This window comes from Cryobacterium tagatosivorans (assembly GCF_004402215.1).
Lineage (GTDB): Bacteria > Actinomycetota > Actinomycetes > Actinomycetales > Microbacteriaceae > Cryobacterium > Cryobacterium tagatosivorans.
On the sequence record NZ_SOEZ01000054.1, the window covers coordinates 129,718 to 155,904 of the forward strand.

The 26,187-nt window shown below is 70.8% G+C and carries 22 protein-coding genes and 1 pseudogene; 11 read left to right on the top strand and 12 right to left on the bottom strand.

What is annotated here, in order from left to right:
- Positions 1–13: 13 nt before the first annotated feature.
- Positions 14–652 (bottom strand): LysE family translocator, encoded by a 639-nt coding sequence (locus E3O23_RS11085; RefSeq protein WP_134490987.1) that lies wholly within the window; start codon positions 650–652, stop codon positions 14–16.
- Between the two features lie 72 nt (positions 653–724).
- On the opposite strand from E3O23_RS11085, the gene E3O23_RS11090 reads away from it, so the two are divergent.
- The 4 genes and pseudogenes from E3O23_RS11090 to E3O23_RS11105 all read left to right on the top strand — a co-directional run bounded on the left by E3O23_RS11090 (position 725) and on the right by E3O23_RS11105 (position 4,464).
- Positions 725–2,260 carry an MmgE/PrpD family protein gene (locus E3O23_RS11090; protein WP_134490989.1) on the top strand — a complete coding sequence of 512 codons (1,536 nt, stop codon included), beginning with the start codon at positions 725–727 and terminating at the stop codon, positions 2,258–2,260.
- A 14-nt stretch (positions 2,261–2,274) separates the two neighbouring features.
- Positions 2,275–2,563: pseudogene (locus E3O23_RS11095) on the top strand (methylisocitrate lyase); the annotation flags it as partial.
- Between the two features lie 9 nt (positions 2,564–2,572).
- Complete coding sequence (locus E3O23_RS11100) at positions 2,573–3,736, top strand: bifunctional 2-methylcitrate synthase/citrate synthase (RefSeq protein ID WP_134490991.1); 1,164 nt, start codon at positions 2,573–2,575, stop codon at positions 3,734–3,736.
- Between the two features lie 167 nt (positions 3,737–3,903).
- A complete protein-coding gene (locus tag E3O23_RS11105; protein ID WP_134490993.1) occupies positions 3,904–4,464 on the top strand; it encodes an acyl-CoA thioesterase in 561 nt (186 codons plus the stop codon).
- Between the two features lie 91 nt (positions 4,465–4,555).
- On the opposite strand, the gene E3O23_RS11110 is transcribed toward E3O23_RS11105, so the two are convergent.
- The 3 genes from E3O23_RS11110 to E3O23_RS11120 all read right to left on the bottom strand — a co-directional run bounded on the left by E3O23_RS11110 (position 4,556) and on the right by E3O23_RS11120 (position 7,753).
- On the bottom strand, positions 4,556–5,062 hold the full coding sequence (locus E3O23_RS11110) for an SRPBCC domain-containing protein (protein ID WP_134490995.1): 507 nt from the start codon (positions 5,060–5,062) through the stop codon (positions 4,556–4,558).
- Positions 5,063–5,172: 110 nt separating this feature from the next.
- The gene (locus E3O23_RS11115) at positions 5,173–6,768 is read right to left on the bottom strand and encodes a phytoene desaturase family protein (RefSeq protein WP_134490997.1); all 1,596 of its coding nucleotides are present in this window, start codon (positions 6,766–6,768) and stop codon (positions 5,173–5,175) included.
- A gap of 52 nt (positions 6,769–6,820) precedes the next feature.
- The gene (locus E3O23_RS11120) at positions 6,821–7,753 is read right to left on the bottom strand and encodes a LysR substrate-binding domain-containing protein (RefSeq protein WP_134490999.1); all 933 of its coding nucleotides are present in this window, start codon (positions 7,751–7,753) and stop codon (positions 6,821–6,823) included.
- Between the two features lie 141 nt (positions 7,754–7,894).
- Between E3O23_RS11120 and E3O23_RS11125 the strand changes: the two genes are divergently transcribed.
- Positions 7,895–11,470, top strand: coding sequence for a proline dehydrogenase family protein (locus E3O23_RS11125; protein ID WP_134491084.1), 3,576 nt, complete (start codon positions 7,895–7,897; stop codon positions 11,468–11,470).
- 20 nt (positions 11,471–11,490) lie between these two features.
- Here the strand turns inward: E3O23_RS11125 and E3O23_RS11130 are convergent, their stop codons facing one another.
- Positions 11,491–11,856 carry a GntR family transcriptional regulator gene (locus tag E3O23_RS11130; protein WP_338145307.1) on the bottom strand — a complete coding sequence of 122 codons (366 nt, stop codon included), beginning with the start codon at positions 11,854–11,856 and terminating at the stop codon, positions 11,491–11,493.
- A gap of 118 nt (positions 11,857–11,974) precedes the next feature.
- Between E3O23_RS11130 and E3O23_RS11135 the strand changes: the two genes are divergently transcribed.
- The gene (locus tag E3O23_RS11135) at positions 11,975–12,748 is read left to right on the top strand and encodes an ABC transporter permease (protein WP_134491001.1); all 774 of its coding nucleotides are present in this window, start codon (positions 11,975–11,977) and stop codon (positions 12,746–12,748) included.
- A 10-nt stretch (positions 12,749–12,758) separates the two neighbouring features.
- Here E3O23_RS11135 and E3O23_RS11140 read toward each other — a convergent pair whose 3' ends face one another.
- Complete coding sequence (locus E3O23_RS11140; RefSeq protein ID WP_092323241.1) at positions 12,759–13,196, bottom strand: Lrp/AsnC family transcriptional regulator; 438 nt, start codon at positions 13,194–13,196, stop codon at positions 12,759–12,761.
- Between the two features lie 123 nt (positions 13,197–13,319).
- Between E3O23_RS11140 and ddaH (E3O23_RS11145) the strand changes: the two genes are divergently transcribed.
- From ddaH (E3O23_RS11145) to E3O23_RS11165, 5 genes are all read left to right on the top strand, one after another.
- Complete coding sequence (gene ddaH, locus E3O23_RS11145; RefSeq protein WP_420897662.1) at positions 13,320–14,204, top strand: dimethylargininase; 885 nt, start codon at positions 13,320–13,322, stop codon at positions 14,202–14,204.
- Positions 14,205–14,428: 224 nt separating this feature from the next.
- Positions 14,429–15,274, top strand: coding sequence for a dimethylargininase (gene ddaH, locus E3O23_RS11150; RefSeq protein ID WP_134491003.1), 846 nt, complete (start codon positions 14,429–14,431; stop codon positions 15,272–15,274).
- A gap of 11 nt (positions 15,275–15,285) precedes the next feature.
- Positions 15,286–16,542: an ornithine--oxo-acid transaminase gene (gene rocD, locus E3O23_RS11155; RefSeq protein ID WP_134491090.1), complete on the top strand. Its 1,257-nt coding sequence runs from the start codon at positions 15,286–15,288 to the stop codon at positions 16,540–16,542.
- 157 nt (positions 16,543–16,699) lie between these two features.
- Positions 16,700–17,596, top strand: a complete 897-nt coding sequence (locus tag E3O23_RS11160) for an LLM class flavin-dependent oxidoreductase (protein WP_134491004.1) — start codon at positions 16,700–16,702, stop codon at positions 17,594–17,596.
- 169 nt (positions 17,597–17,765) lie between these two features.
- Entirely contained in the window at positions 17,766–18,728 is a 963-nt protein-coding gene (locus tag E3O23_RS11165) for an acetylxylan esterase (RefSeq protein WP_134491006.1), read from the top strand.
- Positions 18,729–18,754: 26 nt separating this feature from the next.
- Here the strand turns inward: E3O23_RS11165 and E3O23_RS11170 are convergent, their stop codons facing one another.
- The 6 genes from E3O23_RS11170 to E3O23_RS11195 form a co-directional block, all read right to left on the bottom strand.
- Positions 18,755–20,020 carry an alpha-hydroxy acid oxidase gene (locus E3O23_RS11170; RefSeq protein ID WP_134491008.1) on the bottom strand — a complete coding sequence of 422 codons (1,266 nt, stop codon included), beginning with the start codon at positions 20,018–20,020 and terminating at the stop codon, positions 18,755–18,757.
- A 27-nt stretch (positions 20,021–20,047) separates the two neighbouring features.
- Positions 20,048–20,752, bottom strand: a complete 705-nt coding sequence (locus E3O23_RS11175; protein WP_134491010.1) for a FadR/GntR family transcriptional regulator — start codon at positions 20,750–20,752, stop codon at positions 20,048–20,050.
- A 155-nt stretch (positions 20,753–20,907) separates the two neighbouring features.
- Positions 20,908–21,837 carry a 2-hydroxyacid dehydrogenase gene (locus E3O23_RS11180; protein WP_134491012.1) on the bottom strand — a complete coding sequence of 310 codons (930 nt, stop codon included), beginning with the start codon at positions 21,835–21,837 and terminating at the stop codon, positions 20,908–20,910.
- Between the two features lie 70 nt (positions 21,838–21,907).
- On the bottom strand, positions 21,908–22,477 hold the full coding sequence (locus tag E3O23_RS11185; protein WP_134491014.1) for a DJ-1/PfpI family protein: 570 nt from the start codon (positions 22,475–22,477) through the stop codon (positions 21,908–21,910).
- Between the two features lie 118 nt (positions 22,478–22,595).
- Positions 22,596–24,578 (bottom strand): APC family permease, encoded by a 1,983-nt coding sequence (locus E3O23_RS11190; RefSeq protein ID WP_134491015.1) that lies wholly within the window; start codon positions 24,576–24,578, stop codon positions 22,596–22,598.
- A 100-nt stretch (positions 24,579–24,678) separates the two neighbouring features.
- The gene (locus E3O23_RS11195) at positions 24,679–26,142 is read right to left on the bottom strand and encodes a rhamnulokinase (protein WP_255453301.1); all 1,464 of its coding nucleotides are present in this window, start codon (positions 26,140–26,142) and stop codon (positions 24,679–24,681) included.
- Between the last annotated feature and the right edge of the window lie 45 nt (positions 26,143–26,187).

Sequence of the window (26,187 nt, forward strand, 5' to 3'; positions counted from 1 at the left end):
CGCGTGGCGTCGGTTACGCCTTGGCGCCCGTGGCTGCCAGCACGCCGCCGAGGCCGATCATCATGACGCCGCCGCCCGCCGCGAGCTGCTCCATCCGCCTGGGCGAGCGGGCGAACCAGTCCCGTGCCGACCCGGCGGCGAGGGCCCAGACGCTGTCGCCGAGCAGGGCCAGCACGAGGAAGACCAGGCCGAGCGTGGCCATCTGCAGCGGCACCGCGCCCGCCCGGTAGTCGACGAACTGCGGCAGCACCGCCACGAAGAAGACGATCGACTTGGGGTTGCTCAGCCCAACGACGAACCCCTCGCTGACCAGGCGCCAGCGGGACTTGGCCCGCAGGCTCACGCCGATGTCGGTGGCGGCCGCGCGCCGGTGCCGGATCGCCTGGATGCCGAGGAAGACGATGTACCCCGCCCCCACGAACTTGATGATCGTGAACAGCACGATCGAGTTCGTGACGAGCGCGCCCAGCCCGAGTGCGACCGCCGCGATCACCGGGGCCATGCCGATCGCGTTCCCGAGCACGCTGAGGAAGCCGCCCACCCGGCCGAGGGCGAGCGAGCGGCCGATGACGAAGAGCACGGTCGGGCCCGGCAGCGCGATCAGCGCGATCGACGCCAGGATGAACGTCAGCAGGTTGGGCAGGGGGACCATGTTCCGATGGTAATCCAGGTGCCGCCGCCGGACGCTTCAGCAACTCCCAGCCGCAGCCGGTAGATTTTCCCTGTGAAGCTCCATGATGTGCGCGTCCACAGAAGCGACGAGAACCTGGCCCGCCGCGACCAGCTCGCCTGGAAGATCGCCGAGGTCGCGACCGACCCGGTGGAGGTGACCCCGGAGGTCGCCGAGATGGTGATCAACCGGGTGATCGACAACGCGTCGGTGGCCGCCGCGTCGCTCACCCGCCGCCCGGTCGTCTCCGCACGGTCCCAGGCGCTCTCCCACCCGCGTTCCACCGGCGGCGACGGCGCCAACGTCTTCGGCCCGGATGCCGCCATCCGGGTCTCCCCGGAGTGGGCGGCCTGGGCCAACGGCGTGGCCGTGCGCGAGCTCGACTACCACGACACCTTCCTCGCGGCCGAGTACTCGCACCCGGGCGACAACATCCCGCCGATCACCGCCGCGGCCCAGCACCTTGCCACGTTGCGGGGGCTGAGCGGACTCGACCTCGTCCGCGGGATCGCCACGGGCTACGAGATCCAGATCGACCTGGTCAAGGCGATCAGCCTGCACGAGCACAAGATCGACCATGTCGCCCACCTCGGCCCGTCCGCGGCCGCCGGCATCGGTTCGCTCCTCGGCCTCGACGCCGAGACGATCTTCCAGGCCGTCGGCCAGGCGCTGCACACGACCACCGCCACCCGCCAGTCGCGGAAGGGCGAGATCTCCAGCTGGAAGGCGCACGCCCCGGCCTTCGCCGGCAAGATGGCGGTCGAGGCCGTCGACCGCGCCATGCGCGGCGAGACCAGCCCCACCCCGATCTACGAGGGCGAGGACGGCGTGATCGCCTGGCTGCTCGACGGGCCGACCGCCGGCTACCAGGTTCCGCTGCCCGAGCGCGGCGAGGCCAAGCGCGCCATCCTCGACAGCTACACGAAGGAGCACTCGGCGGAGTACCAGGCCCAGGCCTGGATCGACCTGGCCCGCAAGCTGCACAACCAGCACCCGGAGATCCTCAGCCCCGGCGCCATCGCCTCCGTGGTCATCCACACCAGCCACCACACCCACTTCGTGATCGGCTCCGGCGCGAACGACCCGCAGAAGTACGACCCGACGGCCAGCCGGGAGACGCTCGACCACTCGATCCCGTACATCTTCACCGTCGCCCTGCAGGACGGCAGCTGGCACCACGTCGACTCCTACTCGCCGGAACGCGCCGGCCGCGCGGACACGCTCGCCCTCTGGCACCGCGTCAGCACGGTCGAAGACCCCGAGTGGACCCGCCGGTACCACTCCCTCGACGTGGCGGAGAAGGCCTTCGGCGGCCGGGTCGTGATCACCCTCAGCACCGGCGAGGTCATCAGCGACGAGATCGCCGTGGCGGATGCGCATCCGCTGGGCGCCCGTCCGTTCGGCCGCGACGAGTACGTGAACAAGTTCCGCACCCTCGCCGCCGACGTGCTCGAGGCCGACGAGATCGACCGTTTCCTCGACCTGGCCCAGCGCCTGCCCGAGCTGTCCGCCCACGACATCGGCCAGCTGACCATCGTCGCCAGGCCCGGGCTGCTCGCGACCGCGCCGATGCCGAAGGGCTTCTTCTAACCATGCTCCACGCCGCCGTCGACGTGCCGATCCTGGCGAACATGACCGAGTTCGGCAAAGAGCGAACTGTTCACGGTGGACCAGCTCGCGGACATCGGTATTAACATGGTGATCTGGCCGGTTTCGCTGTTGCGCCTGGGGATGGGATCAGCCGTCCGCGGGCTTGACGTGCTGATCGGCCAGGGCACCCTGGAACCCGTGCTCGGCGAGATGCGGCACCGCGCCGATCTCTACGAACTTCTCGACTACGAGTCCTATAACCGGTTCGACACCAACGGCTTCAACTTCCAGATCAAGCGCTAGGGGACCAACATGACCGAAACACAGCAGGCCGTGGCCCCGACGCTTGTCGGCGCCCAGGCGGCCACGCCCGTGATCTACAAGGGGCTGGCCGGGGTGCCGGTCGACTACACCGCGATCTCGCAGGTCAACTCCGACACGAACTCCCTGCTCTACCGCGGCTACCCGGTGCAGGAACTGGCGGACCGCCGCAGCTTCGAAGAGGTCGCCTACCTGCTCTGGCACGGCGAGCTCCCGACCGAGTCGCAGCTGGCCGAGTTCGAGGAACTCGAACGGTCCCTGCGTCACCTCGACCCGGCCGTGCACCGTGTCATCGACGAACTGCCGATGACGGCGCACCCGATGGATGTCGTCCGCACGGCCGTCAGCGTCATCGGCGCCCGCGACCCCCAGGCGAACGATTCCTCGCCGGAGGCCGACCTGGCCAAGGCGATCCGGCTGTTCGCGCAGCTGCCCGCCATCGTCGCCTACGACCAGCGCCGCCGCCACGGGCTCGACCTCGTCGAACCCCGGGACGACCTCGGCTACTCGGCCAACTTCCTGCACATGACCCACGGCGAGGTGCAGGAACTCGTCGTCGTCGAGGCCTTCGACGTGTCGATGATCCTCTACGCCGAGCACTCCTTCAACGCCTCGACGTTCACCGCCCGGGTCATCACCTCCACCCTGTCCGACCTGTATTCCGCGGTGACCGGCGCGATCGGCGCCCTCAAGGGCTCCCTGCACGGCGGTGCGAACGAGGCCGTCATGCACACCTTCGGCGAGATCGGCACGGCCGACAAGGTCGACGACTGGCTCGAACGCGCCCTCGCGAACAAGAGCAAGATCATGGGCTTCGGGCACCGCGTCTACAAGAACGGCGACTCCCGGGTGCCGACCATGCGCCGCGCCATGGAGGCGATGCTCGAGCACTACGACCGCCGCGACCTGCTCGAGCTGTACACGGCGCTCGAGGAGGCCATGGCAAAGCGTAAGGACATCAAGCCCAACCTCGACTACCCGACCGGCCCGGCGTACCACGTGATGGGTTTCGACACCGAGACCTTTACCCCGCTCTTCGTCGCCAGCCGCATCGTGGGCTGGACCGCGCACATCATGGAGCAGCGCGCCGCGAACGCGCTCATCCGTCCGCTGTCGGTCTACAACGGCGTCGAGCAGCGCGAGGTTCCCGCGTAACGAGCACGCCGGAGTCGACGGCCCGGTGGGCCGTCGACCGTCGGGCCACGGGTCGTGGCCCCTGGACTGTCGGCGTCGTGCACGGGAGGCCTCGCGCCGGGCGGGATGCTTGTGGGGCTCGCACAACCGGGGCGGGGGCATCCGGCGCGTCCCGCTAGCCTGCGAGGATGCATATGCTGCTGCGCACCCTCCTGCACTCCGTCCGCTCGCGCTTCGGCCGACGCCTCGGCCACTACGACGTCGCCCGTACCCGGTTCATCACGCTGCCGACCGACCAGGACATCCTCGGGCACATGAACAACGGCGTGTACCTGTCGATCATGGACATCGCGCGCTTCGACATGCTGCACCGCACGGGCATCTGGGCGATCTTCGTCGCGCGCGGCTGGTATCCGGTCGTCGTGTCCGAGACGATGAGCTTCCGGAAGTCGCTGACGCTCGGGCAGAAGTTCACGGTGGAGTCGCGCATCCTCGGCTACGACGCGAAGGCCGTCTACCTCGAGCAGCGCTTCGTGCGCCCGGATGCCGACGGGACGCCCGAGATCTACGCGCAGGGCTACATCCGGGGCCGCTTCCTCAAGCGCACCGGCGGCGTCGTGGGGATCGACGAGCTGGTCGCGGCGGTCGGCGCCCCGCCCGCGAACGCGGTCCCGCAGTGGCTGCTGGACTGGAGCGCGGACGTGGCGATGCCGCCCACCCGCGCGGCCGCGCCCAGCGTCTGGCCCTAGCGCCGCGCCTGATGGTTGAGGTGCGGACAAAGTACCTTCCCGGGCGAGATGAAGGTACTTTGTCCGCAACTCAACCGCGGTTGCCGGGGAGTCAGGCCGACTTTCTCGGAACCACGAGTTCCTTGTAGTACTTCGCGTGGGCCGGGATGTAGTGCTCGCGCTCGGGCAGGGCCTGACCGGTGCGGGCCGCCACCAGACGGTCGAGGTAGTAGTCCCAGCCTGGGCCGACCGTGGCCGCCTCGGCGGCACTGTTCAGGCGCTGGCCGAAGGTCAGGGTCGTCATCCCGTCGGCCTCGCTCAGGTGCACCAGGGCACGCCATTCGTTTTCGCCCTCGCCGAAGTCGCCCTCGAAGCGGTACGGGGGAGTGCACTCGAGGATGCTCACGAACTCCCACTCGGCGTCGTCTTCGGCGGTCATCCGGAACTTGACGGCGCCGGTGCGCGGTGAGCCGGTGTACGTGCCGATCCAGGTTTCGAGTTCGTCGGGCCGGGTGAGGCTGGCCCAGACGTCGACGGCCGGCGCGGAGAACAGCCGGTCGAGCATCAGGTAGAGCCCGTCCTTGCGGTGGGCGAGGCGACCGGTGGGTTTTGCTGACATGGCGACCTCCGCGGTGAGTGATCGGGTACCTGTTATGAGGCTATGCCTTCCGCCTTCCGGATGCCAGAGGCCCGGCCCGCGGGCCCCGGATGTCAAAGGGCCGGCCCGCCTCAGCCCTCGAGGACGGCCATGGCCGCGTTGTGCCCGCCGATCCCGCTGACGCCGCCGCCGCGCCGGGCGCCGGCCCCGCAGACCAGGATGCGCGGATGCTCCGTCGCCACGCCCCAGCGCTCGGCCGGGGTGCCCCGGGGGGCGTCGTCCTCCAGGAAGGGCCAGTCGAGCGGGCCGTGGAAGATGTTCCCACCGGGCATGTTCAGCGCGTGCTCGAGGTCCAGCGCGGTCTTCGTCTCCACGCAGGGGTTGCCCGCGGCATCCGTGAGCAGCAGCGACTCGATCGGCTCGGCGAGGACCGAGTTGAGCGAGGCCAGCACGGCGGACTGGAGCCGCTCGCGCAGGGCGTCGTTGTTCTCCTCGGTCAGCCAGCGGCTGGGGGCGTGCAGGCCGAACACGGTGAGCGTCTGCACGCCCGCGGCGACGAGGTCCGGCGCCAGGATGCTCGGGTCGGTGAGCGAGTGGCAGTAGATCTCGCAGGGCAGCAGGTCGGGGATGTCGCCGCCGGCCGCCTGCTCGTAGGCCAGCTCGAGCTGGTCGTAGGTCTCGTTGATGTGGAACGTTCCGCCGAACGCGGCCTCGGGCGAGACGGTCGCGTCGCGGAGCTTCGGCAGCCGCGTGAGCAAGAGGTTCACCTTGACCTGGGCGCCCTCCGGCTTGGCGACGGCCCGGCCGGAAGCGGCGCCGGATGCCGTGCCGGCGCCGGTCGCATCCGCGAGCAGGCCCTGGAGCACCCAGGGCGCGACATTGGCCAGCACGTACCGGCCGGCGACGACGATGTCCCGGCCGTCCTGTTCGTAGCGCACCTCGCCGCCCGGCGTGACCGAGGTCGCGCGCGCGCCGGTTTCGATCCGGGCCCCGGCCGCGCGGGCGGCCTTCTCGAGCTCGCCGGAGACGGCGCCCATGCCGCCGGTCGGCACGTCCCAGTCGCCGGTTTCGTTGCCGATCACGTGGTAGAGGAAGCAGCGGTTGGCGTCGAGGGATGCGTCATCCAGCGCCGTGAAGATGCCGATCAGGCCGTCCGTGGCGACGACGCCGCGCACGAGGTCGCTGCCGAAGCGGTCGGTGATCACCCGGCCGAGGGGCTGCTCGATCAGGGCGTCCCAGAGCGCGTCGTCGCCGACGAGGCGCCGCGCCTCCGAGCGGGTCGGCAGCGGCTCGCACACGGTCGGGAAGAGGGCCTGCGCGACGTGCTCGGTGCCCCGGTAGAACGCGTTCCAGGCGTCGAAGTCCCCGGCCGCGCCGACCCGGTCGAAGGAGGCGCGGGTGGCGGCGTCATCGCCGCGGTCCACGAGCAGGCCGCCGGTCGTGTCGGACGGGTCGGGGGTGTACGACGAGTAGCGGCGCCGGGCGAGCCCGATCGAGAGGCCGAGTTCGCTGATGATGCGCTCCGGCAGCAGGCTGACCAGGTAGGAGTAGCGGGAGAGGCGGGCATCGATCCCGGCGAAGGCCTCGGCCGAGATGGCCGCCCCGCCCAGGTGATCATCGCGCTCGAGCAGCAGCACGGACTTGCCGGCCAGGGCCAGGTAGGCGGCGGCGGTCAGGCCGTTGTGCCCGCCTCCGACAATCACGACATCGTGTGTGGGTTCGATCATGGCTCGAGCCTAAACCGTGCTCCCCACCCCCGCGAAACCGCAGTTGTGCGCGCTAAAACGTCGGAATAAAGCGCACAACTGCGGTTTCGCGGGGGAAGTCGACGGCGCGGGCCAGCGCGTCGCGCACGGCGAGCACGCCGGGCCGGCTGGCGCTCGAGCGCCGGGCGGCCGTGAAGACCGTGCGGTGCGGCCTCCCCGGCAACTCGCGCAGGCGCACCGAGGGTTTGCCGCCGGCCCAGACGAGGTCGGGCAGGATGCCCACGGCGTTACCGGATTCGATCAGCCGGATGTGCGCGACCAGGTCGGCCGTCTCGAACCGCACGTCGGGCTCGAAGCCGGCCGAGCGGCACAGTTGCGTCGCCCACTGGCGGGAGGCCGTGCCCTCCGGTTCCATCACCCACGGCAGCGCGGCCGCGTCCCGGAGGGTCGGCGCCGAGGCCCGCCCGGTGCGGCGGCGTGGCACGGCGAGCCGGAGGGCATCCGAGGCCAGGTTCACCCGGTCGAGGTCGGGCCAGTGCGCCCTCGTGTGGCCGGGGTACTGCTCGGCGATGACGAGGTCGAAATCGCGGGCCGACACCTCGAACAGGCCCAGCTCCGGCTCGCGCTCGGTGATCTCCACCCGCAGCTCCGGGAACTCGTCGGCGAGGAGCGTGAGGGCCTGCGGGATGACGGCGTGCGCGGCCGACTGGAACACGGCCACCCGCACGGTGCCGGAGACCGTGGTCAGCGACGCGGTCATGTCGGCCTCGGCCAGCTCGAGGCGCTCGAGCAGGTGCGTCGTGTGCTCGACCAGGATCTCGGCCTGCGGCGTCAGCTGCACCCGGCGGCCGACCTTCTGCAGGAGCTTCGCGCCGGCCTCCTTCTCGAGCAGGGCGAGCTGCTGCGACACCGCCGACGGGCTGTAGGCGAGGGCCTCGGCGACCCCGGCGAGGGTGCCGCGGATCTTCAGCTCGCGCAGCAAGCGGAGCCTCCGGACATCCAGCACGGGACCACCTCCGTATTCATCAGTAATACTAACGAATAGGCTGCATAAAGATTCGCTTTTGCCTATTGACTTTGGGCCGCACACTGAGACTGGATACCTCTTCTGTGCGGCATAACGAAACGAAAGACTAACGTCGTGACCATGACCAACCCCCTCATCCCGAATGTCGAGAAGGACCTCAGCGTCGAGGTTGTCGCGCTCGTGCAGAAGTGGCTTGCCGAGAGCGCCACGATCCCCGCGGACGTGTCCGCCGAGCGCCTCGCCGGGGTGCTGAAGGACCCCAACGGGCTCGATTTCACCGTTGGGTTCGTCGACGGTGTGATGCGCCCCGAGGACAAGATGGTCGCCGGCTACAGCCTGCAGCGGGTGGCGAAGAAGGCCCCCGCCTTCCTGCCCTGGTACATGCGCGGAGCGATCGGCGTCGGCGGCATCCTCGGCCCGGTGCTGCCCTGGGTCGTCGTCCCCGCCGCCCGCAGGGTGCTGCGCGAGATGGTGGGCCACCTCGTCATCGACGCGACCCCCGAGAAGCTCGGCCCGGCAATCGCGCACCTCACGGAGTCCGGCAACCGCCTCAACATCAACCTGCTCGGGGAGTCCGTGCTCGGCGAGAAGGAGGCACTGCGCCGGCTCGAGGGCACCCGCACGCTGCTCGAGCGTCCCGACGTCGACTACGTCTCGATCAAGGTGTCCTCGATCGCCAGCCAGCTGTCGATGTGGTCATTCGACGAGGCCGTCGAACGCGTCGTCGAACGCCTCACCCCGCTGTACGAGCTGGCCACCGTGTCGCCCACCCCCAAGTTCATCAACCTGGACATGGAGGAGTACCGCGACCTCGACCTCACCATCGCGGTCTTCGAGCGCATCCTCGACCAGCCGCAGCTGCTCACCCTCGAGGCCGGCATCGTGCTCCAGGCCTATCTGCCCGACGCGCTCGGCGCGCTGCAGGGGCTCACCGAGTGGGCGAAGGCCCGCCGCGCCGCCGGCGGGGCGCCGATCAAGGTGCGCGTCGTCAAGGGCGCCAACCTGGCGATGGAACACGTCGACGCTGTCGTGCACGACTGGCCCGTCGCGACGCTGCCGACCAAGCAGGACACCGACACGAACTACAAGCGCGTGCTCAACTGGGCTCTGACGCCCGAGAACACGGATGCCGTGAAGATCGGCGTCGCCGGCCACAACCTGTTCGACCTCGCGTACGCCCACATCCTCTCCACCCGCCGCGGTGTGCAGGACAGGATCGAGTTCGAGATGCTGCTCGGCATGGCGACCAGCCAGGCCGAAGCGGTCAAGAAGGACGTCGGCCGCCTGCTGCTCTACACGCCCGTGGTCAACCCGGCCGAGTTCGACGTGGCCATCAGCTACCTGATCCGCCGCCTCGAAGAGAACGCGAGCCAGGACAACTTCATGTCGGCCGTGTTCGAGCTGACCAGCACCCCGGCCCTGTTCGCGCGCGAGAAGGAGCGATTCCTGGCCTCCCTCCAGGCGCTGGACGCCGTCGTCCCCGGGCCGAACCGCACCCAGGACCGCTCGGCGGCCGTCCCGCTCGAGCCCGCCGTCCCCGCGGTTGCCGCCGCGGAGCCCGCCGAGCCCGGCGCGGAGCCCGACGCGCAGCTGACCGCGGCCGTGCTCGGCCTCACCCGCGGCTCGGCCGGCCTTCAGTCCGGCTTCCACAACGCGGCCGACACCGACCCGGCGCTGCCGGCCAACCGCGCCTGGGGGCGCCGGATCCTGGCCAGGGTCGAAGCATCCCGGCTCGGTGTCGACACCATCGCCGCCGCGCGGATCGACGACGCGGGCGTGCTCGACGGCATCATCGACTCGGTCGCCCTGGCCGGCGACGCCTGGGGCCAGAAGACCGGCGCCGAACGGGCCGAGGTCCTGCACCGCGCCGGTGTCGCGCTCGAGGCGAACCGCGACCGCCTGATCGAGGTGATGGCCGCCGAAACCGGCAAGACCATCGCGGAAGCCGACCCGGAGGTCAGCGAGGCGATCGACTTCGCCCACTACTACGCGGAGCGGGCCAAGGACCTCGACCGCGTCCAGGGCGCCATCTTCGTGCCCTCGAAGCTCACCGTGGTCACCCCGCCGTGGAACTTCCCGGTCGCCATCTCGGCCGGCGGGGTGCTGTCCGCGCTCGCCGCGGGATCCGGTGTCATCATCAAGCCGGCCAGGCTCGCGCAGCGCAGCGGCGCCGTCATGGTCGAGGCGCTCTGGGAAGCCGGCGTGCCGCGCGACGTCCTCGCGCTCGTCGACCTGGCCGACCGCGCCCTCGGCACGCAGCTCATCGCACACCCCGCCGTCGACCGGGTCATCCTGACCGGCGCCTACGAGACCGCGCAGCTGTTCCGGTCGTTCCGCAGCGACCTGCCGCTGCTCGCCGAGACGAGCGGCAAGAACGCCATCATCGTCACCCCGTCGGCCGACCTCGACCTCGCCGCCGCCGACGTGATCAAGAGCGCGTTCGGCCACGCGGGCCAGAAGTGCTCGGCCGCCAGCCTGGTCATCCTCGTCGGCTCTGTGGCGCGGAGCGAGCGGTTCATCAACCAGCTGGTGGATGCCGCGACCTCGCTGCGCGTGGGCATGCCCTCCGACCCGGTGACCCAGATGGGCCCGATCGTCGAGCCGGCCGAGGGCAAGCTCCTGCACGCCCTCACCACCCTCGGCGCGGAGGAGAAGTGGCTCGTCGAGCCCAGGCAGCTGGATGACTCCGGCCGGCTGTGGACGCCCGGCATCCGCACCGGGGTCGTCCCCGGCTCCTACTTCCACCTCACCGAGTTCTTCGGCCCGGTGCTCGGCGTCATGCACGCCCGGAACCTGGAGGAGGCCATCCGCTTCCAGAACGCGGTCGATTACGGCCTCACCTCCGGACTGCACTCGCTCGACGCCGACGAACTGGCCGAATGGCTCGACACCATCGAGGCCGGAAACCTCTACGTGAACCGCGGCATCACCGGGGCAATCGTGCAGCGCCAGCCGTTCGGCGGCTGGAAGCGCTCCGCGGTGGGCGCCGGCACCAAGGCCGGCGGACCGAACTACCTGTTCGGGCTGGGCGGCTGGGTCACCGATCCCGGCAAGAACAGCTCGACGCTGCACCTGCGCGGCCTCGAGGAGCGCGTGACCGACCTGATCGAGGCCTCGCAGCCGGTGCTCGACTACGCCGACTTCGACGTGCTTCGCCGGTCGGCGCTCAGCGACGCCCTGGCCTGGCGCGAAGAGTTCAACACCGTGAAGGATGCCTCCGGCCTGGTCCTCGAGCGCAATGTCTTCCGCTACCTGCCGCTGCCCGTCACCGTGCGCCTCGCCGACAGCGGCACCCTGTCGGACCTGCTGCGCGTGATCAGCGCCGCGGTCCTGTCGAACTCACCGTTCGTCGTCTCCAGTGCCGTCCCCGTGCCGTCGGGCGTGCGCGTCGTCCTCGACGCCCGCGAGATCCCGGTGACGGTCGAAAGCGACGCGGAGTGGCTGGAGCGCGCGGCCGCCGGCGGCATCAGCACGAGCCGGGTCCGCCTGATCGGCGGGGACCGGCTCAGCGGAGCCGTGGCGGAGGCATCCGCCCTCGCCCTGGCGCTCGGCGGCAGCCCCGACATCGCCGTCTACGCCCACCCGGTGACCCAGGCCGGGCGCGTGGAACTGCTGCCGTTCCTCCGCGAGCAGGCGATCTCGATCACCGCACACCGCTTCGGCAACCCGAGCACGCTCTCCGACGGCGTCATCTAACCGCGATCGCCGCGGCCGCGCTAACGCCCGAGGGCGGCCGTCACGAGCGCCAGCGCCTCCGCGGGGTCGACGCCGAGCCCGGTGACACGGTCGGCGTAGGCGATGGCGGCGAGCTGCGCCTGGCGGTGGGTGGCGTCACCCGTCGCGGCGACGAACGACCCGTTCCGGCCGCGCGTTTCGATCACCTCGTCGCGTTCGAGGGCGCGGTAGGTGCGGGCGACCGTGTTCGTCGCGAGGCCGAGCTCCGCGGCCAGGGTTCGAACCGGCGGCAGCCGGGTGCCGGCGGCGAGCTCGCCGCTGCGCACGGCGTCGATGAGCTGCACGCGCAGTTGCTCGAACGGCGGGGTGGGCGACGTCGGGTCGATCGTGAGGAATGACAGTGGCACGGGTTGCTCTCTCTGGGCTGCTGCTCGCAAGTGTGGCAACTCGGAGTGCGCGGCGCAACCGCTGCCGATTCACGGCTGCCGCCGGCACAACGGCCGCGGCCGCCGGTAGTCTCGGGGCATGACCTGGCCGGACGACCTCTCCGCCGAATTGGCGGGACTGCTCCCCAGCTTCATCGGCATCGGGCTTCTCGTGGCGGTCACCGCCCTCGTGCTCCGGGGCTACCGCACACCGCGGCCGTTCGCGCCCGCGGCGGCGGTGCTGCGCGGTGCGCTGCAGCTGGCGGCCATCAGCCTGGTCCTCACCGGCATCATCGCCGACCCGCTCTGGGTCGGCGTCGGCCTGGTCGTGATGTTCGGCGCCGCGGTCGCAACGGTCACCGGGCGGATCGGCCGGACCGGCCGGAACCTGGCCTGGGTCGCCGGCGCGATGGGCCTGGGCGTCGCGGTGACGCTCGGCATCGTCTTCGTCACCGGCGCGATCGAGTTCTCGCCCCGGTACGTGCTGGCCATCGGCGGCATCGTCATCGGCAATGCCATGTCCATCGCGACCCTCGCGGGCAAGCGCTTCACCGAGGCGGTCGCCGAGCGCTGGGACGAGGTCGAGGGCTGGCTCGCCCTCGGCGCGACGCCCCGACAGTCCACCCGCGAGCCGGCCAGGCGGGCGATCCACTTCGCCATCATCCCGTCGACGGACCAGACCCGCACCACGGGCCTGGTCACCCTGCCCGGCGCGTTCGTCGGCGCCATCTTCGGCGGGGCGTCGCCGCTGGAGGCCGGGCGGTTCCAGATCGTGGTACTCGCCGGCATCCTGTGCGCCGGGTCGATCGCCGCGGTCGCCCTGGTGCACCTGCTCGCACCGGTGCGGACGAAGCCGGTTCCGGCGTCCGCCTGACGCTGCCCGGCTACTCGGCCGCGCGGTGGATCAGGCGGGAGAGCACGATCGAACTGCGGGTGTGGTCGACGTTCGGGGCCAGGCGCACCTTCTCGAGCGCCGCCTCGAGCCCCGAAATGTCGCGGGCGCGGATGTGCACCATCGCGTCGGCGCTGCCCGTGACGGTGCCGGCGTCCACGACCTCCGGCACGCCGGAGAGGATCCGGAGCAGCTCGTCGGGTGCCACGGTCCCGCGGCAGAACAGCTCGACGTAGGCCTCCGTGCTCATCCCGTCGATGGCCGGATCGACCTGGATCGTGAAGCCGCGGATCACCCCGTCGGCCACGAGCCGGTCCACCCGGCGCTTGACCGCGGAGGCGGACAACCCGACAACGGAGCCGATGTCGCCGTACCCCGTGCGCGCATTCTGGCGAAGAAGATCGAGGATGCTGCGGTCGAGGTTGTCCATCCCGCGAGTCTAGGCGAAATCGTTGCGCGGGCCTCACAGATTACGCAGCAATCCCGCGCCCGATTGCGGGAATCACCGGATAGCTGCGTGGAAAACTGATGCCACCACGACAAAGGAGATCCGTTGGCGAGAACGCTGTTGCACACCATTCCGCCAACGACAGCCGCCCGGCCCGCGGCGGCGCCCACGCGCACGGCAACCCGGCGCAGCTACCTGATGTGCCGCCCGGAATACTTCACCGTCAGCTACGCCATCAACCCGTTCATGCACCCCGACGAGCCGACCGACACGGCCCTCGCCGTGCGGCAGTGGGACGCGCTCCGCGACGTGTACCGCGGCCTCGGGCACGAGGTCGAGTTCCTCGCGCCGGTCCCGGGGCTGGTCGACATGGTCTTCGCGGCCAACGGCGGTTTCACCGTCGACGGCCGGGCCTACCTGGCGAGCTTCGCCTACCCGGAGCGCCGGCCGGAGGCGGACTCCTTCCGCGCCTGGTTCGCGGCGCACGGTTTCGAGACGCACGAGCCGGCATCCGTCAATGAGGGCGAGGGCGACTTCGCCTTCGCCGGCGGCGTGATCCTGGCCGGCCACGGCTTCCGTTCAACCGCGGACAGCCACACCGAGCTCGCGCGCGTCTTCGGCCGCGAGGTGCTCAGCCTGCGCCTCGTCGACGAGCGCTTCTACCACCTCGACGTCGCCCTCACCGTGCTGGACTCCGCGGCGACCGGGGGGCCCGCCCGGATCGCCTACCTGCCGAGCGCCTTCGACGAGGCCGGACAGGCCCTGCTCGCCCAACGCTTCCCCGATTCGATCATCGTCTCCGAGCAGGAGGCCGCGATCCTCGCGCTCAACTCGGTGTCCGACGGACGCAACGTGGTCGTCGCCCAGGACGCGCACGACTACATCGCGGCGCTGGCCGGGGCCGGGTACACCCCGGTTCCGGTCGACCTGTCCGAGCTCCTCAAAAGCGGCGGAGGCGTGAAGTGCGTGTCCCAGGAACTCCGCCGCTGAGCCGTGCCGCGCGGGCGCTTCGAAACGTGCGTCCGGGCGGCACAGCACGCTGATTTCGTGCGCGAATAAGCGCGAAACATTGATTCCGGCTGTGTGAGACTGGAACCGGCGTCCCGCGCGGGGTCGTGCAGCGATCGCGCCGGGCTCTCGTGAGCGACCTGGTCCGCCATCCACCCCACGCTCCGACCCCGGTACCGGGCCGGAGCGCAGAGCAAGGAGTTCCCATGTCGACCAACCTCGAAGAACTCGCGTCGCCGGAGGCACCCGCGCGCACGGCCCTCAAGCGCACCGTCCTGATGTGCAAGCCGGACTACTTCACCGTCGTCTACCGGATCAACCCCTGGATGGACCCGGCCCTGCCGACCGACACGTCCCTCGCCGTCGCCCAGTGGCAGACCCTCTACGACACCTACGTCGGCCTCGGCTACGACGTGCACCTGATCGACCCGATCGACGGCCTGCCCGACATGGTCTACGCGGCCAACGGCGGCTTCGTCATCGACAACATCGCCTACGGCGCCCGCTTCACCTACCCGCAGCGCCAGCCGGAGGGCCCGGCGTACATGGACTGGTTCCGCGCCAACGGCTTCGACGTGCGCGAGCCCGCCGAGGTCAACGAGGGCGAGGGCGACTTCCTGCTCGTCGGCGACGTCATCCTGGCCGGCACCGGCTTCCGCAGCGCGTCCAACAGCCACGAGGAGATCGCCGCGATCTATGGCCGCACGGTGATCACGCTGACTTTGGTCAACCCGAACTTCTACCACCTCGACACCGCGATCGCCGTGCTCGACGACACCAACATCGCCTACCTGCCCAGCGCCTTCGACGAGGCCAGCCTGGCGATCCTGCGCGAGCGCTACCCGGATGCCATCATCGCGACCGAAGCGGACGCCGCCATCCTCGGCCTCAACTCCTACTCCGACGGCTACAACGTGGTCATCGCCTCGCGGGCGAAAGACTTCGAACGCGAGCTGCGCGCCCGCGGCTACAACCCGATCGGGGTCGACCTGTCCGAGCTCCTGCTCGGCGGCGGCGGCGTCAAGTGCTGCACCCTGGAACTCCGACGATGAGCGAGGAAACAATGACCCACACCACCCACGCCGCGCCGAGCCTGACCACCACGCCCCGCCAGGCCCAGGCCATCGCGCTCGAAAACGAGCACGCCGCCCACAACTATCACCCGCTGCCCGTTGTCGTGGCATCCGGTGAGGGTGCCTGGGTGACCGACATCGACGGCCGACGCTACCTCGACTGCCTCGCCGCCTACTCGGCCGTGAACTTCGGCCACTCCAACCCGGTGCTGCTGGATGCCGCCCGCGCGCAGCTCGGACGGATCACGCTCACCAGCCGCGCGTTCCACAACGACCAGCTCGGCCCGTTCGTCACCGCGCTGGCGAAGCTCTCGGGCAAGGACATGGTCCTGCCGATGAACACCGGGGCCGAGGCGGTGGAGTCCGCCGTCAAGGTGGCCAGGGCCTGGGGCTACCGGGTGAAGGGCGTCGCGCCCCTGCAGGCGAACATCATCGTCGCCGGCGGCAACTTCCACGGCCGCACGACCACGATCATCAGCTTCTCGGATGACGAGTCGGCCAGGGCCGACTTCGGCCCGTTCACGCCCGGTTTCCGCACCGTTCCCTACGGCGACGTGGAGGCCCTCGAGGCCATGATCGACGCGAACACCGTCGCCGTGCTGATCGAGCCGATCCAGGGCGAGGCCGGCATCATCGTGCCGCCGGCCGACTACCTGCCGACCGTCCGCGAGATCACCAGCCGGAACAACGTGCTGTTCATCGCCGACGAGATCCAGTCCGGCCTCGGCCGCACCGGTTCGACGTTCGCCTGCGACCTGGTCGGCGTCGTGCCCGACCTGTACCTGCTCGGCAAGGCCCTCGGCGGCGGCATCGTCCCGGTGTCCGCGGTCGTCGGCGACAGCGACATCCTCGGCGTGCTGAAGCCCGGCGAGCACGGCTCGACCTTCGGCGGGAACCCGCTGGCGGCGGCCGTCGGCCTCGCGGTCGTCAGGATGCTGGAGACCGGCGAATACCAGCAGCGCGCCCGCGACCTCGGCGAGCACCTGCACGCCGGGCTGACGAAGCTGATCGGACACGGCGTCCTCGCTGTGCGCGGCGCGGGCCTCTGGGCCGGCATCGACATCGACCCGGAGCTCGCTTCCGGGCGTGCGGTCAGCGAGGCGCTCCTGGCCCGCGGGGTCCTGGCGAAGGACACGCACGGCTCGACCATCCGTCTCGCGCCGCCCCTCGTCGTCTCGGCCGAAGACATCGACTGGCTGGTCGGGCAGTTGGCCGGCGCGCTCGAGGAGTTCTCGGCCGCAGGCTAGCCGCACCGCATGCGCCGACCTTGACCGTTGCGGTCGAGTTTGCCCCGCGCACCAGGGCAACTCGACCGGACGGGGCAAGGTCGGCGGTGTTTTGCGTGCGATTCGGGCGAACGTGGCACAGTCGGAGCACGATGAGGTGGCGGAGGGAGTGGCGCCCATGACCGACTACGGCCACGACCTGCTGTTCGGAACGTTCGTCACTCCGCTGGCGGCCCGGGCGGGCGAGGTCGTCGAGCTCGCCCGGCTGGCCGAGCGGTGCGGCCTCGACCTCGTCACGTACCAGGACCATCCCTACCAGCCGCGGTTCCTCGACGCCTGGACCCTGCTGGCCTGGGTCGCCGCCCGCACCGAGCGGGTGCGCCTGGCGCCGAACGTGCTGAACCTGCCGCTCCGCCAGCCGACGGTGATCGCGAGGAGCGCGGCGAGCCTCGACCTCCTCAGCGGAGGCCGGGTCGAACTGTCGCTCGGCGCCGGGGCGTTCTGGGACGCGATCGCGGCGAACGGCGGCCGCAGGCTCACGCCGGGGCAGGCGGTGAGCGCCCTCGAGGAAGCGATCACGGTCATCCGGGAGGTCTGGGCAAGCGATCGGCCCGGCGGAGTGCGCGTGCGCGGCGACTGGTATTCCGTCGACGGGGCGAAGCGCGGCCCCGCGCCGCTCCACGACATCGGGATCTGGCTCGGCGCCTACAAGCCCCGGATGCTCGGGCTCACCGGACGCGCCGCCGACGGCTGGGTCGCCTCCCTCGGCTTCCTGCCGGGCGGCCCGGCCGAGCTGGGCGCCCTGAATGCGCGGATCGATGAGGGCGCGGCCGGCGCGGGGAGGGACCCGCGTGCGGTTCGGCGGCTGCTCAACCTCGGCGGCAGGTTCGCTCCGACGGCGGAGGGCCTGCTGCACGGGCCGCCCGGCCGCTGGGCCGAGGACCTCGCGTCGCTCACCCTCGAGCACGGGATGAGCGGGTACATCCTGGCGGCCGACGACGCCGCGACCATCCAGCGCTTCGCCGAGGAGGTGGCGCCGGCCGTGCGCGAGCTCGTGGCCGCCGCCCGCGGCTGATCCCGGCCCCGACGCCGGGCCCTCGGCGTCGAGAGTCGCCGAATCTGCCGAGTCGACCCGTTGCACCGGCGTCACTGGGCACATTCGGCGATTCTGGGGCGGCCAACGCCCGCGTCGGCGGATGACGGGGCGATCGACCGCCCGGGCCAATTCTTCTAGGCTGACAGGCATGTTCATCGACCTGCCGGAAGCCGAGCTTCGCACCTACCGCAGCACGCAGCACGACCCCGCGGATTTCGACGCGTTCTGGGCGGATACCCTCGCCGAGACCCGCCGGCACGAGCTCGTCGTCACCGCGACGCCCGTCGACGCCGGCCTGGCCACCCTCGACGTCTTCGACGTCAGCTTCCCCGGCTTTGGCGGAGAGCAGATCAAGGCGTGGCTGCGGGTCCCCCGCGGGTCGGAGGGGCCGCTGCCGACCATCGTCCAGTTCCACGGCTACGGCCGGGGCCGCGGCCAGGCCTTCGAGAACCTGCTCTGGGCATCCGCCGGGTTCGCGCACTTCGACATGGACACCCGCGGCCAGGGCTGGGGCGGCAGCACCGGCGACACCGCCGACGAGTCGGGGAGCGGCCCGCAGGTGCCCGGTTTCCTCACCCGCGGGGTCGAGTCGCGCGAGACCTACTACTACCGGCGGGTGTTCGCCGATGCCGTGCGCGCCGTCGCCGCCGCCCGGTCGCTGGCCGTGGTCGACTCCGCTCGCGTCGGGGTCGTGGGGATCAGCCAGGGCGGCGGGATCGCGCTGGCCGTGGCGGGCCTCGTCCCCGACCTCGCCGCGGTCGTCGCCCGGGTGCCGTTCCTCTGCGACTTCCCGCGGGCATCCGTGATCACCGACGAGCTGCCGTACAAGGAGGTCGGGCAGTACCTCGCCACGCACCGCCACCGGGTGGACCAGGTGCACGCCACGCTCGCCTACTTCGACGGCGTGAACTTCGCCAGGCGTGCCACGGCGCCGCTGGCGATCACCGCCGCCCTGATGGACTCGATCTGCCCGCCGTCGACGATCTTCGGCGCGTACAACAACTACGCCGGCCCGAAGACGATCACGGTCTGGCCGTACAACGGGCACGAGGGCGGCAGCTGGGAAGACGACGCGCTCGCGCTGCGCGCCTTCCGCACCCACCTCGCCTGACCTCGGACCGTCCCCGGCGACGCCGCCTAGAGAACCACGGATGCCGGGGCGGGCGCCTCGGCCGCGATCCGGCTGAGCCGGGTCAGCTGCGTCACGTGCCCGGGCTCGAGCTCCTCGAGGGAGTTCACGCCGAGCAGGCGCATGGTGCGCGACACCTGCTCGGAGAGGATCTCGACCGCCCGGTCGACGCCGGCCTCGCCGCCGGCCATCAGGCCGTAGAGGTACGCGCGGCCGATCAGCGTGAAGCGGGCGCCGAGGGCGACCGATGCCACGATGTCCGCTCCGCTCATGATCCCGGTGTCGAGGTGGACCTCGGTGTGCCGGCCGACCTCGCGCACCACCTGCGGCAACAGGTGGAACGGGATCGGGGCGCGGTCGAGCTGGCGTCCGCCGTGGTTGGAGAGGATGATGCCGTCCACGCCGAGGTCGACGAGCCGCTTCGCGTCCGCGACGGTCTGCACGCCCTTGACCACGATCTTGCCGGGCCACTGCGCCTTGATCCAGGCGAGGTCCTCGAACGTCACGGTCGGGTCGAACATGGTGTCGAGCAGGTCGGCGACCGTTCCGCTCCAGCGGTCCAGGCTGGCGAAGGCGAGCGGTTCGGTGGTGAGGAAGTTGATCCACCACTCCGGGCGGGGCAGGGCGTTCAGCACGGTACCGGCCGTCAGCGCCGGCGGGATCGAGAAGCCGTTGCGCTTGTCGCGCAGGCGCGCCCCGGCCACCGGCACGTCCACGGTCACGAGGAGGGTGTCGAAGCCCGCCTTCGCCGCCCGGTCGACGAGCGCCATCGAGCGCTCGCGGTCCTTCCACATGTACAGCTGGAACCAGTTGCGTCCGTCGGGGTTCGCGGCCTTGACGTCTTCGATCGAGGTCGTCCCCATCGTCGACAGCGAGAACGGGATGCCGGCCCTCGCCGCCACGTGGGCGCCCGCGATCTCGCCCTCGGTCTGCATCATCCGGGTGAAGCCGGTCGGGGCGATCCCGAAGGGCTGGGCGACGGGCGCGCCGAGCACGTCCCAGCCGGTGTTCACCGTCGACACGTCGCGCAGGATCGACGGGTTGAATTCGATGTCCTCGAAGGCCTGGCGGGCCCGGCCCAGCGAAAGCTCGGCCTCCGCGGCGCCGTCCGTGTAATCGAACGCGGCCCGGGGGGTGCGCCTCTTGGCGATGTCGCGCAGGTCGTAGATGGTCAGCGCGCTCTCCAGCCGGCGCTTCTTCGCGTTCAGCTCCGGCGTCTTGAACTTCATCAGCGGGGCGAGGTCTTTGATCTTCGGGATGCGTCGTTGAACCATGGAGTGTCTTCTTCCTGTGGGGCGGGGTTAGGCGAGGTGGGTTTCGGCGTAGTAGCCGGAGATGTGGGACTGCACGGCCCGCCTGGCGGCTTCCGCGTCCGCGGCGGTGATGGTCGCGAGGATGCCGCGGTGCTCGAGCATGAGGCGGGCGGAGGTGGCCGGCCACGAGACGAGGGCGGGCACGCCGGCGCGAGCGTAGCCTTCGATCGCGGTCCGGAGGCCGGCCATCATGGCGGTGACGACCTGGTTGCCGGAGGCCTCGGCCAGCGCGAGGTGGAACTGCGCGTCGAGGGCGAGGAACTCCGCCTCGGTCAGCTCGCGGGCCTCCATCACGTCGAGGAGCTCCTCCGGCCCGGCGAGGTCCGGGCGGTCCGTCGCCTCGGCCAGCTCGGTCACGACCGAGGCCTCGAGCACGAGGCGGGTCTTCACGACGTCGGCGACGGGGAAGCCCTGCGCGGCGACCTGCAGCCGCATCAGCGCCGACATGCCGCCGCCGGGAAGGGCGACGATGATCGCGCCGGCGGACGGGCCGGAGCCGGTCGCGGTGCGGATCAGTCCGAGCACCTCGAGCACGCGGATGGCCTCGCGCACGCTGGACCTGCCCACGCCGAGTTCGACGGCCAGGGCGCGCTCGCCGGGCAGGCGGTCGCCGGGGCGCAGGCGGCCGCCGAGCAGGTCGGCCTCGATGTGGGCGAGGACGCTCTCCCAGGCGCGGCGGTCTTCGGCGGGCACGGCGGTCCTCCTCGACCTGGGGCGATCCTCACGATGTGTGGTCTGACCACACTACACGGACCACGCGGCAGGGTCGAGCCCCACCCCGGCTGAGTCGCGGAGAAAGTACCTTCGTGGCGGGATTGAAGGTCCTTTGTCCGCGACTCAACCCGTGATCAGTCGGTGCGCAGCACGACGTTGGCGGGGGCCTCGCCGCGCAGCATCCGGTCGATCTGGTCGCGGACCAGGCGGGCCATCCGCGGGAGCATCGCCGTCGAGGCGCCCCCGACGTGCGGCGAGATGAGCACGTTCGGCAGGGCGAAGAGCGGATGCCCCGGCGGCAGCGGCTCCGGATCCGTCACGTCCAGCGCGAGGCGGAGGCGCCCGCTGCCGGCGTGCGCGAGCAGGGCATCGGTGTCGGCCACCGGGCCGCGGGCGATGTTCACGAGCAGGCTCCCGTCGCGCATCCGGCCGAGGAATCCGTCGTCGACGAGGTGCCTCGTCGACGGGTCGAGCGGCACGCCGACGACCACGATGTCGGCCTGGGGGAGCAGCTCCGGCAGAGACTCGAAGCCGTGGATGGGCCCGCGCTGGTCGCTGCGGGCGGTGCGCGCCACTCGCACGACGGTGCTCTCGAACGGGAGCAGCCGGGCCTCGATCGCCCGGCCGACGCCGCCGAACCCGACGAGCAGCACCGTGCGGTCGGCCAGGCTCGCGTGCTGGGCGGGCGCCCAGCGGCCCTCGGCGGCGGCGCGCACGAAGTCCGGGATGCCGCGCTGGGAGGCCAGGATGAGCGCCAGGGCGAGTTCCGCGGTCGACGTCTCGTGCACGGTGGCGGCGTTGGCGAACACATGCCCGGCCGGCAGCGCCCGCTCGACCTCGTCGTAGCCGATCGACTGGCTCTGCACGAGACGCGTCGTCACGCCGGCCAGCCGCGCCAGGCCGGCCGACCGGCCCATGTAGGGCGTCACCACGATGTCGATGGCGGCGGCCGGCGGAGGGCCGGCGAGGTCCCAGTCGAGGAGTTCGACCCCGTCGGGCAGGTCACCCAGGGCCTCCCGCAGTTTCGTTTCCGGCACACTGACACGCAATCGCGGAGAAGACATCTTCCGAGCCTAGAGGCGACCGGGGCCGGCCGCGGTGACCCGGCGCCGCAGGCGACGGGTCCGCCCTCGGTCAGGCCGGGACCGGAACCTGCGCGGTTTCGAGCAGCTTCATGAACTCGCGCATCCACTCCGGGTGGTCCGGCCAGGCGCGCCCGGAGACGAGGTTGCCGTCGACGACGCCGGCGCCGCCCTCGAAAATGCCGCCGCCGAGCTCGACGTCGACCTGGAGCGCGGGATACGCCGAGGTCGTCCGGCCCTTCAGCACGCCGGCGGCCGCGAGCAGCAGGGGTCCGTGGCAGAGCGCGGCGACGGGGGCGTTCTTCTCGAAGAAGTAGCGCACGATCCGCTTGGCATCCTCGTCGTTGCGGATGTACTCCGGGGCGCGGCCGCCGGGAACGACGATCGCGACGTAGTCCGCCGGGTTGACGTCCTTGAAGGCGATGTCGGCGTCCCAGGTGTGGCCGAGCTTCTCGGTGTACGTGTCGAAGCCGTCGACGAAGTCGTGCACGACGAACTGCAGCTTCTTCTTCTCCGGCGCGGCGATGTGCACCTCGTAGCCCGCCTCGCGCAGGCGCTGGTACGGGTAGAAGACCTCGAGTGTTTCGGCGGCGTCTCCGGTGAGGATCAGGATCCTGGCCATGTCATACCTCTCTGTAGCCCTGGCGTGGGTGTGTGCCTCCACCATGCCCGCCGTGCCTGCGACCTCGAGCGGGCCGTGCGCCGCGGCGCCTGGCAGATCTCGGCCCAGCTCGAATAGGTCAGCCGCCGCCCACGTGGATCCCCGGCCGGCGCGCCGGATCCGCTTCGCTCTGCCGCAGGATCTCGCGCACGACCGGGGCGGTGTCGCCCTGGCCGAGCAGCAGATAGCGCAGGAGATGCCCGAGCGGGTTGCCCTCCGACCACTCGAAGTAGGCGTGGGGCCGCAGCCCCGTGGCGTCCCGGAGGGCGAGCAGGATCGCCGCGATGGCGTTCGGCGCCGCCGGGCTCTGTGCCCGGAGTATCCGATACCCGTCGACCTCCTCGCCGCGGACGTGCAGGACGTCACTGAATCCGGAGGGGTCGATGACCTCGATCTCCAGGAAAAGGATATCGGCGGCGCCCGGCACCGGGTTCATCCCCCGCTGTTCAATTTCCTTCTCGGCGTACTCCGCCCGGTCGCCCGTGGCCCGCTTGTTTGCCACGAGGTTGAGCGCGCCATCGAATGCGATGGAATCCGCGACGAAACGGCGGGCGGCCTCGTCGAACTCGACGCTTTCAACCCGGAGCTCCGTCGTCCGGGACACCCGGGACACCAGGGAGACCACGATGATTCCGGCGATGAAGAATGCCGAGATCGTGATCCCGTCCGGCTTCTCGAAGATGTTCGCGGCCAGCGCGTAAACAAGAATGAGCGTGAGCGCACCGAAGCCCAGGACGGATCGCCGTTGCCGACGCCGGGCAGCCGAAATAGTCACGGCGGCCGCGCCGGAGACCATCATCACCAGGATCCCGGTGGCATAGGCGCCGGCCTGGGCGTTGACGTCGGCGCTGAACCCGATCGTGATCAGGATGCTGACGCCCGTGTAGACGAGCACGACGGGCCGCACGGCCCGGCTCCACTCCGGCGCCATGCCGTAGGCGGGGAGGTACCGGGGAACGATGTTGATCAGACCGGCCATCGCGGATGCGCCGGCGAACCACAGGATGAGGATGCTGCTGACGTCATAGACCGTGCCGAATGTGTTCCCGATGCGCTCATGCGCGAGGTGGGCGAGGGCGCGCCCGCTGGCGTCGCCGCCCTCCTGGAACGCCTCGGCCGGGATGAGGATTGTTGTGACCAGGCTGCTCAGCAGGAGGTACACGCTCATGATGACGGCGGCCGCCGTCAGGAGCTTGCGCGTGTTGCGGATGCGCGAGACCAGCTGCTCCTCCGCCGTCTTCCCCTTCGAGGAGATCAGCGGCATCATGCTCACCCCGGTTTCGAACCCCGACAGCCCCAGCACCAGCAGCGGGAACGCGATGATCGCCGGGCCGATGAGGTCGCCGAAGCTGCCGCCGCGTGCCAGCAGGGCATCCGTCCAGCCGGCCAGGGCACCGGGTTCCGTGAGCACGTCGTACATGCCGACACCGATGACGATCGCGTTGAGGAGCAGGTAGACCGCCACCAGCGGGATGGCAACCGTGACGGCCTCGGTGAACCCGAGCAGGAAGACCCCGCCGAGGATGAGCAGCAGCACGATCGTGAGTGTGACGGCTTGCCCCTCGAGGAACGCGGGAGCATAGGGGTTCTCGAGCAAGTGCACCGTGGCATCCGCCGACGACAGGGTGATGGTGATGATCCACGACGTGGCGACGAACCCGAGCAGGACCAGCACGAAGAACTTGCCTCGCCAGAACGGGAGCAGGCGTTCCAGCATGGCCACTGAACCCTGGCCGTGCGGGCTTTCCTGGGCGACCCGACGGTACATCGGCAGCATCCCGAGGAGGGTGAGGGCCACGATCAGCAGCGTAGCGAGGGGCGACAGGGCGCCGGCCGCGAGGAGAGCGATGCCGGGCAGGTACGACAGGGTCGAGAAGTAGTCCACGCCGGTGAGGCACATCACCTTCCACCAAGTGTGTGTCGCCGTGTGCTCGGGGCTTTCCGGGCCGACCGGTTGCACCCGATTCTGCATCATCCAGCGGCCGAGGCGGCCGGACGGCTCCGGCGCGCGTATCGGCCGGGGAACGCTCTCCGGGATGACCGGTCCGGCTGCTGAACTCACGATGACCCCAATCGAATGGTTGCGCACCGTCAGGCGGAACACGCCCATTGGTCGACCCATCCGCGGGCAGTAATAGCGGTGTTGGCGGCCAGGCGACCGCCTAGGTTCTCGGCTCGTACCTTCGCGGCGGGAAGGCCCGGGCGACCAGGGCGCGCAGGCCCTCGAGGCTGCCGGTCGCGAGGCCCTGGCTGCGTGCCTGCACTAGCACGTTGCCGATGGCCGTCGCCTCGACCGGTCCCGCCAGCACGGGCAGGCCGGTGCGGTCCGCGGTGAGCTGGCAGAGCAGCTCGTTCTGTGACCCGCCGCCGACGATGTGCACGGCGCTGATCCGTGTGCCGGAGAGCTCGGCAGCCGTCGCCAGGGTGCGCGCATAGGCGGCGGCGAGGCTTTCCACGATGCTGCGCACCAGCTCGGCGGGCGTGCCGGGCGGCCGCAGGCCGTGCCGAGCGCAGTGGTCCGCGATGCGGGCCGGCATGTCGCCCGGGGCGAGGAAACCCGGATCGTCGACGTCGAAGACGGGGACCGGTCCGGTCACCCTCGCCGCCTCGGCGAGGAGCGCCGCCAGGTTCGGTGAGGCCCCGGCCTGCTCCCAGGCGCGCATCGATTCGCTGAGCAGCCAGAGCCCCATGACGTTTCGGAGGTACCGCACGCGCCCGTCGACGCCGCCTTCATTGGTGAAGTTGGCCGCGCGGCTGGCCTCGCTGAGCACGGGAGAGGCCAGTTCGACGCCGACGAGCGACCAGGTCCCGGAGGAGATGTACGCGGCGGTGTCCGAGGCCATCGGCACGGCGGCAACGGCGGATGCCGTGTCGTGCGACCCTACCGCCACGACGTCGAAGCGGCGTCCGGCTCCGATCTCGGCCGCGACGCCGGGCAGCAGGGACCCGATCCGCCCGCCGGCATCGATGAGGGAAGGGAAGAGCCCCTTGGGCAAGCCGAGCCGGGCGATCAGGGCGTCATCCCAGTCGCCCCCGGCGGTGGTCGCGCTTGTCCCGGTGGTCGAGCCTGCCCGGACCCGGAGCAGCCCCGTCGTCGACGCATTCGTGCGCTCAGCGACCATCGTGCCGGTGAGCCAGAAGCTGACCAGGTCCGGTATGAGCAGCAGGGAATCGGCCGCGGCGAGGCTGCCGGCCAGGCGGTCGGCGGCCAGCTGGTAGAGGGTGTTGAAGGGGAGGAACTGCAGCCCGCTGCCGGAGTAGAGTTCGTCCTGCCCGACCAGGGCATGCGTCGCGGCCACCCCGGCCGCGGCGCGCTCGTCCCGGTAATGGTACGGGTTGCCGAGCATCCGCTCGCCGCGCATCAACGCATAGTCGACGGCCCAGGAATCGACCGCGGCACTGGCCACGGTGGGGTCTTCCCGCACCGCCGCGCGCAGGCCGCCGAGCACGTTCCGGTAGAGCTCGAGGATGTTCCAGTGCAGCCCGTCGATGGTGCGCACCGGGTTGTTGGGAAAGCGCGCGACCGGGCGGATGCTCAGCTCGTTGTGCCCGACGTGGCCGAGCATCACGCGCCCGCTGGACGCTCCCAGGTCGATCGCGGCGACCGTGCCGGCCGAGGTCACCACGCGTGCACCCCCGCCCAGCCGACAACTGTGGCCGCATCGGACAAC

Excerpts from the sequence above, each read along its gene's own strand:
- E3O23_RS11100 (WP_134490991.1), top strand. The coding sequence starts at position 2,573 with ATGACCGAAACACAGCAGGCCGTGGCCCCGACGCTTGTCGGCGCCCAG.
- E3O23_RS11170 (WP_134491008.1), bottom strand. The coding sequence starts at position 20,020 with ATGGTTCAACGACGCATCCCGAAGATCAAAGACCTCGCCCCGCTGATG.
- E3O23_RS11185 (WP_134491014.1), bottom strand. The coding sequence starts at position 22,477 with ATGGCCAGGATCCTGATCCTCACCGGAGACGCCGCCGAAACACTCGAG.
- E3O23_RS11105 (WP_134490993.1), top strand. The coding sequence starts at position 3,904 with ATGCATATGCTGCTGCGCACCCTCCTGCACTCCGTCCGCTCGCGCTTC.
- E3O23_RS11140 (WP_092323241.1), bottom strand. The coding sequence starts at position 13,196 with ATGGACAACCTCGACCGCAGCATCCTCGATCTTCTTCGCCAGAATGCG.
- E3O23_RS11165 (WP_134491006.1), top strand. The coding sequence starts at position 17,766 with ATGTTCATCGACCTGCCGGAAGCCGAGCTTCGCACCTACCGCAGCACG.
- E3O23_RS11180 (WP_134491012.1), bottom strand. The coding sequence starts at position 21,837 with ATGTCTTCTCCGCGATTGCGTGTCAGTGTGCCGGAAACGAAACTGCGG.
- E3O23_RS11110 (WP_134490995.1), bottom strand. The coding sequence starts at position 5,062 with ATGTCAGCAAAACCCACCGGTCGCCTCGCCCACCGCAAGGACGGGCTC.
- E3O23_RS11125 (WP_134491084.1), top strand. The coding sequence starts at position 7,895 with ATGACCAACCCCCTCATCCCGAATGTCGAGAAGGACCTCAGCGTCGAG.
- rocD (WP_134491090.1), top strand. The coding sequence starts at position 15,286 with ATGACCCACACCACCCACGCCGCGCCGAGCCTGACCACCACGCCCCGC.
- E3O23_RS11160 (WP_134491004.1), top strand. The coding sequence starts at position 16,700 with ATGACCGACTACGGCCACGACCTGCTGTTCGGAACGTTCGTCACTCCG.
- E3O23_RS11135 (WP_134491001.1), top strand. The coding sequence starts at position 11,975 with ATGACCTGGCCGGACGACCTCTCCGCCGAATTGGCGGGACTGCTCCCC.
- ddaH (WP_134491003.1), top strand. The coding sequence starts at position 14,429 with ATGTCGACCAACCTCGAAGAACTCGCGTCGCCGGAGGCACCCGCGCGC.
- E3O23_RS11085 (WP_134490987.1), bottom strand. The coding sequence starts at position 652 with ATGGTCCCCCTGCCCAACCTGCTGACGTTCATCCTGGCGTCGATCGCG.
- E3O23_RS11115 (WP_134490997.1), bottom strand. The coding sequence starts at position 6,768 with ATGATCGAACCCACACACGATGTCGTGATTGTCGGAGGCGGGCACAAC.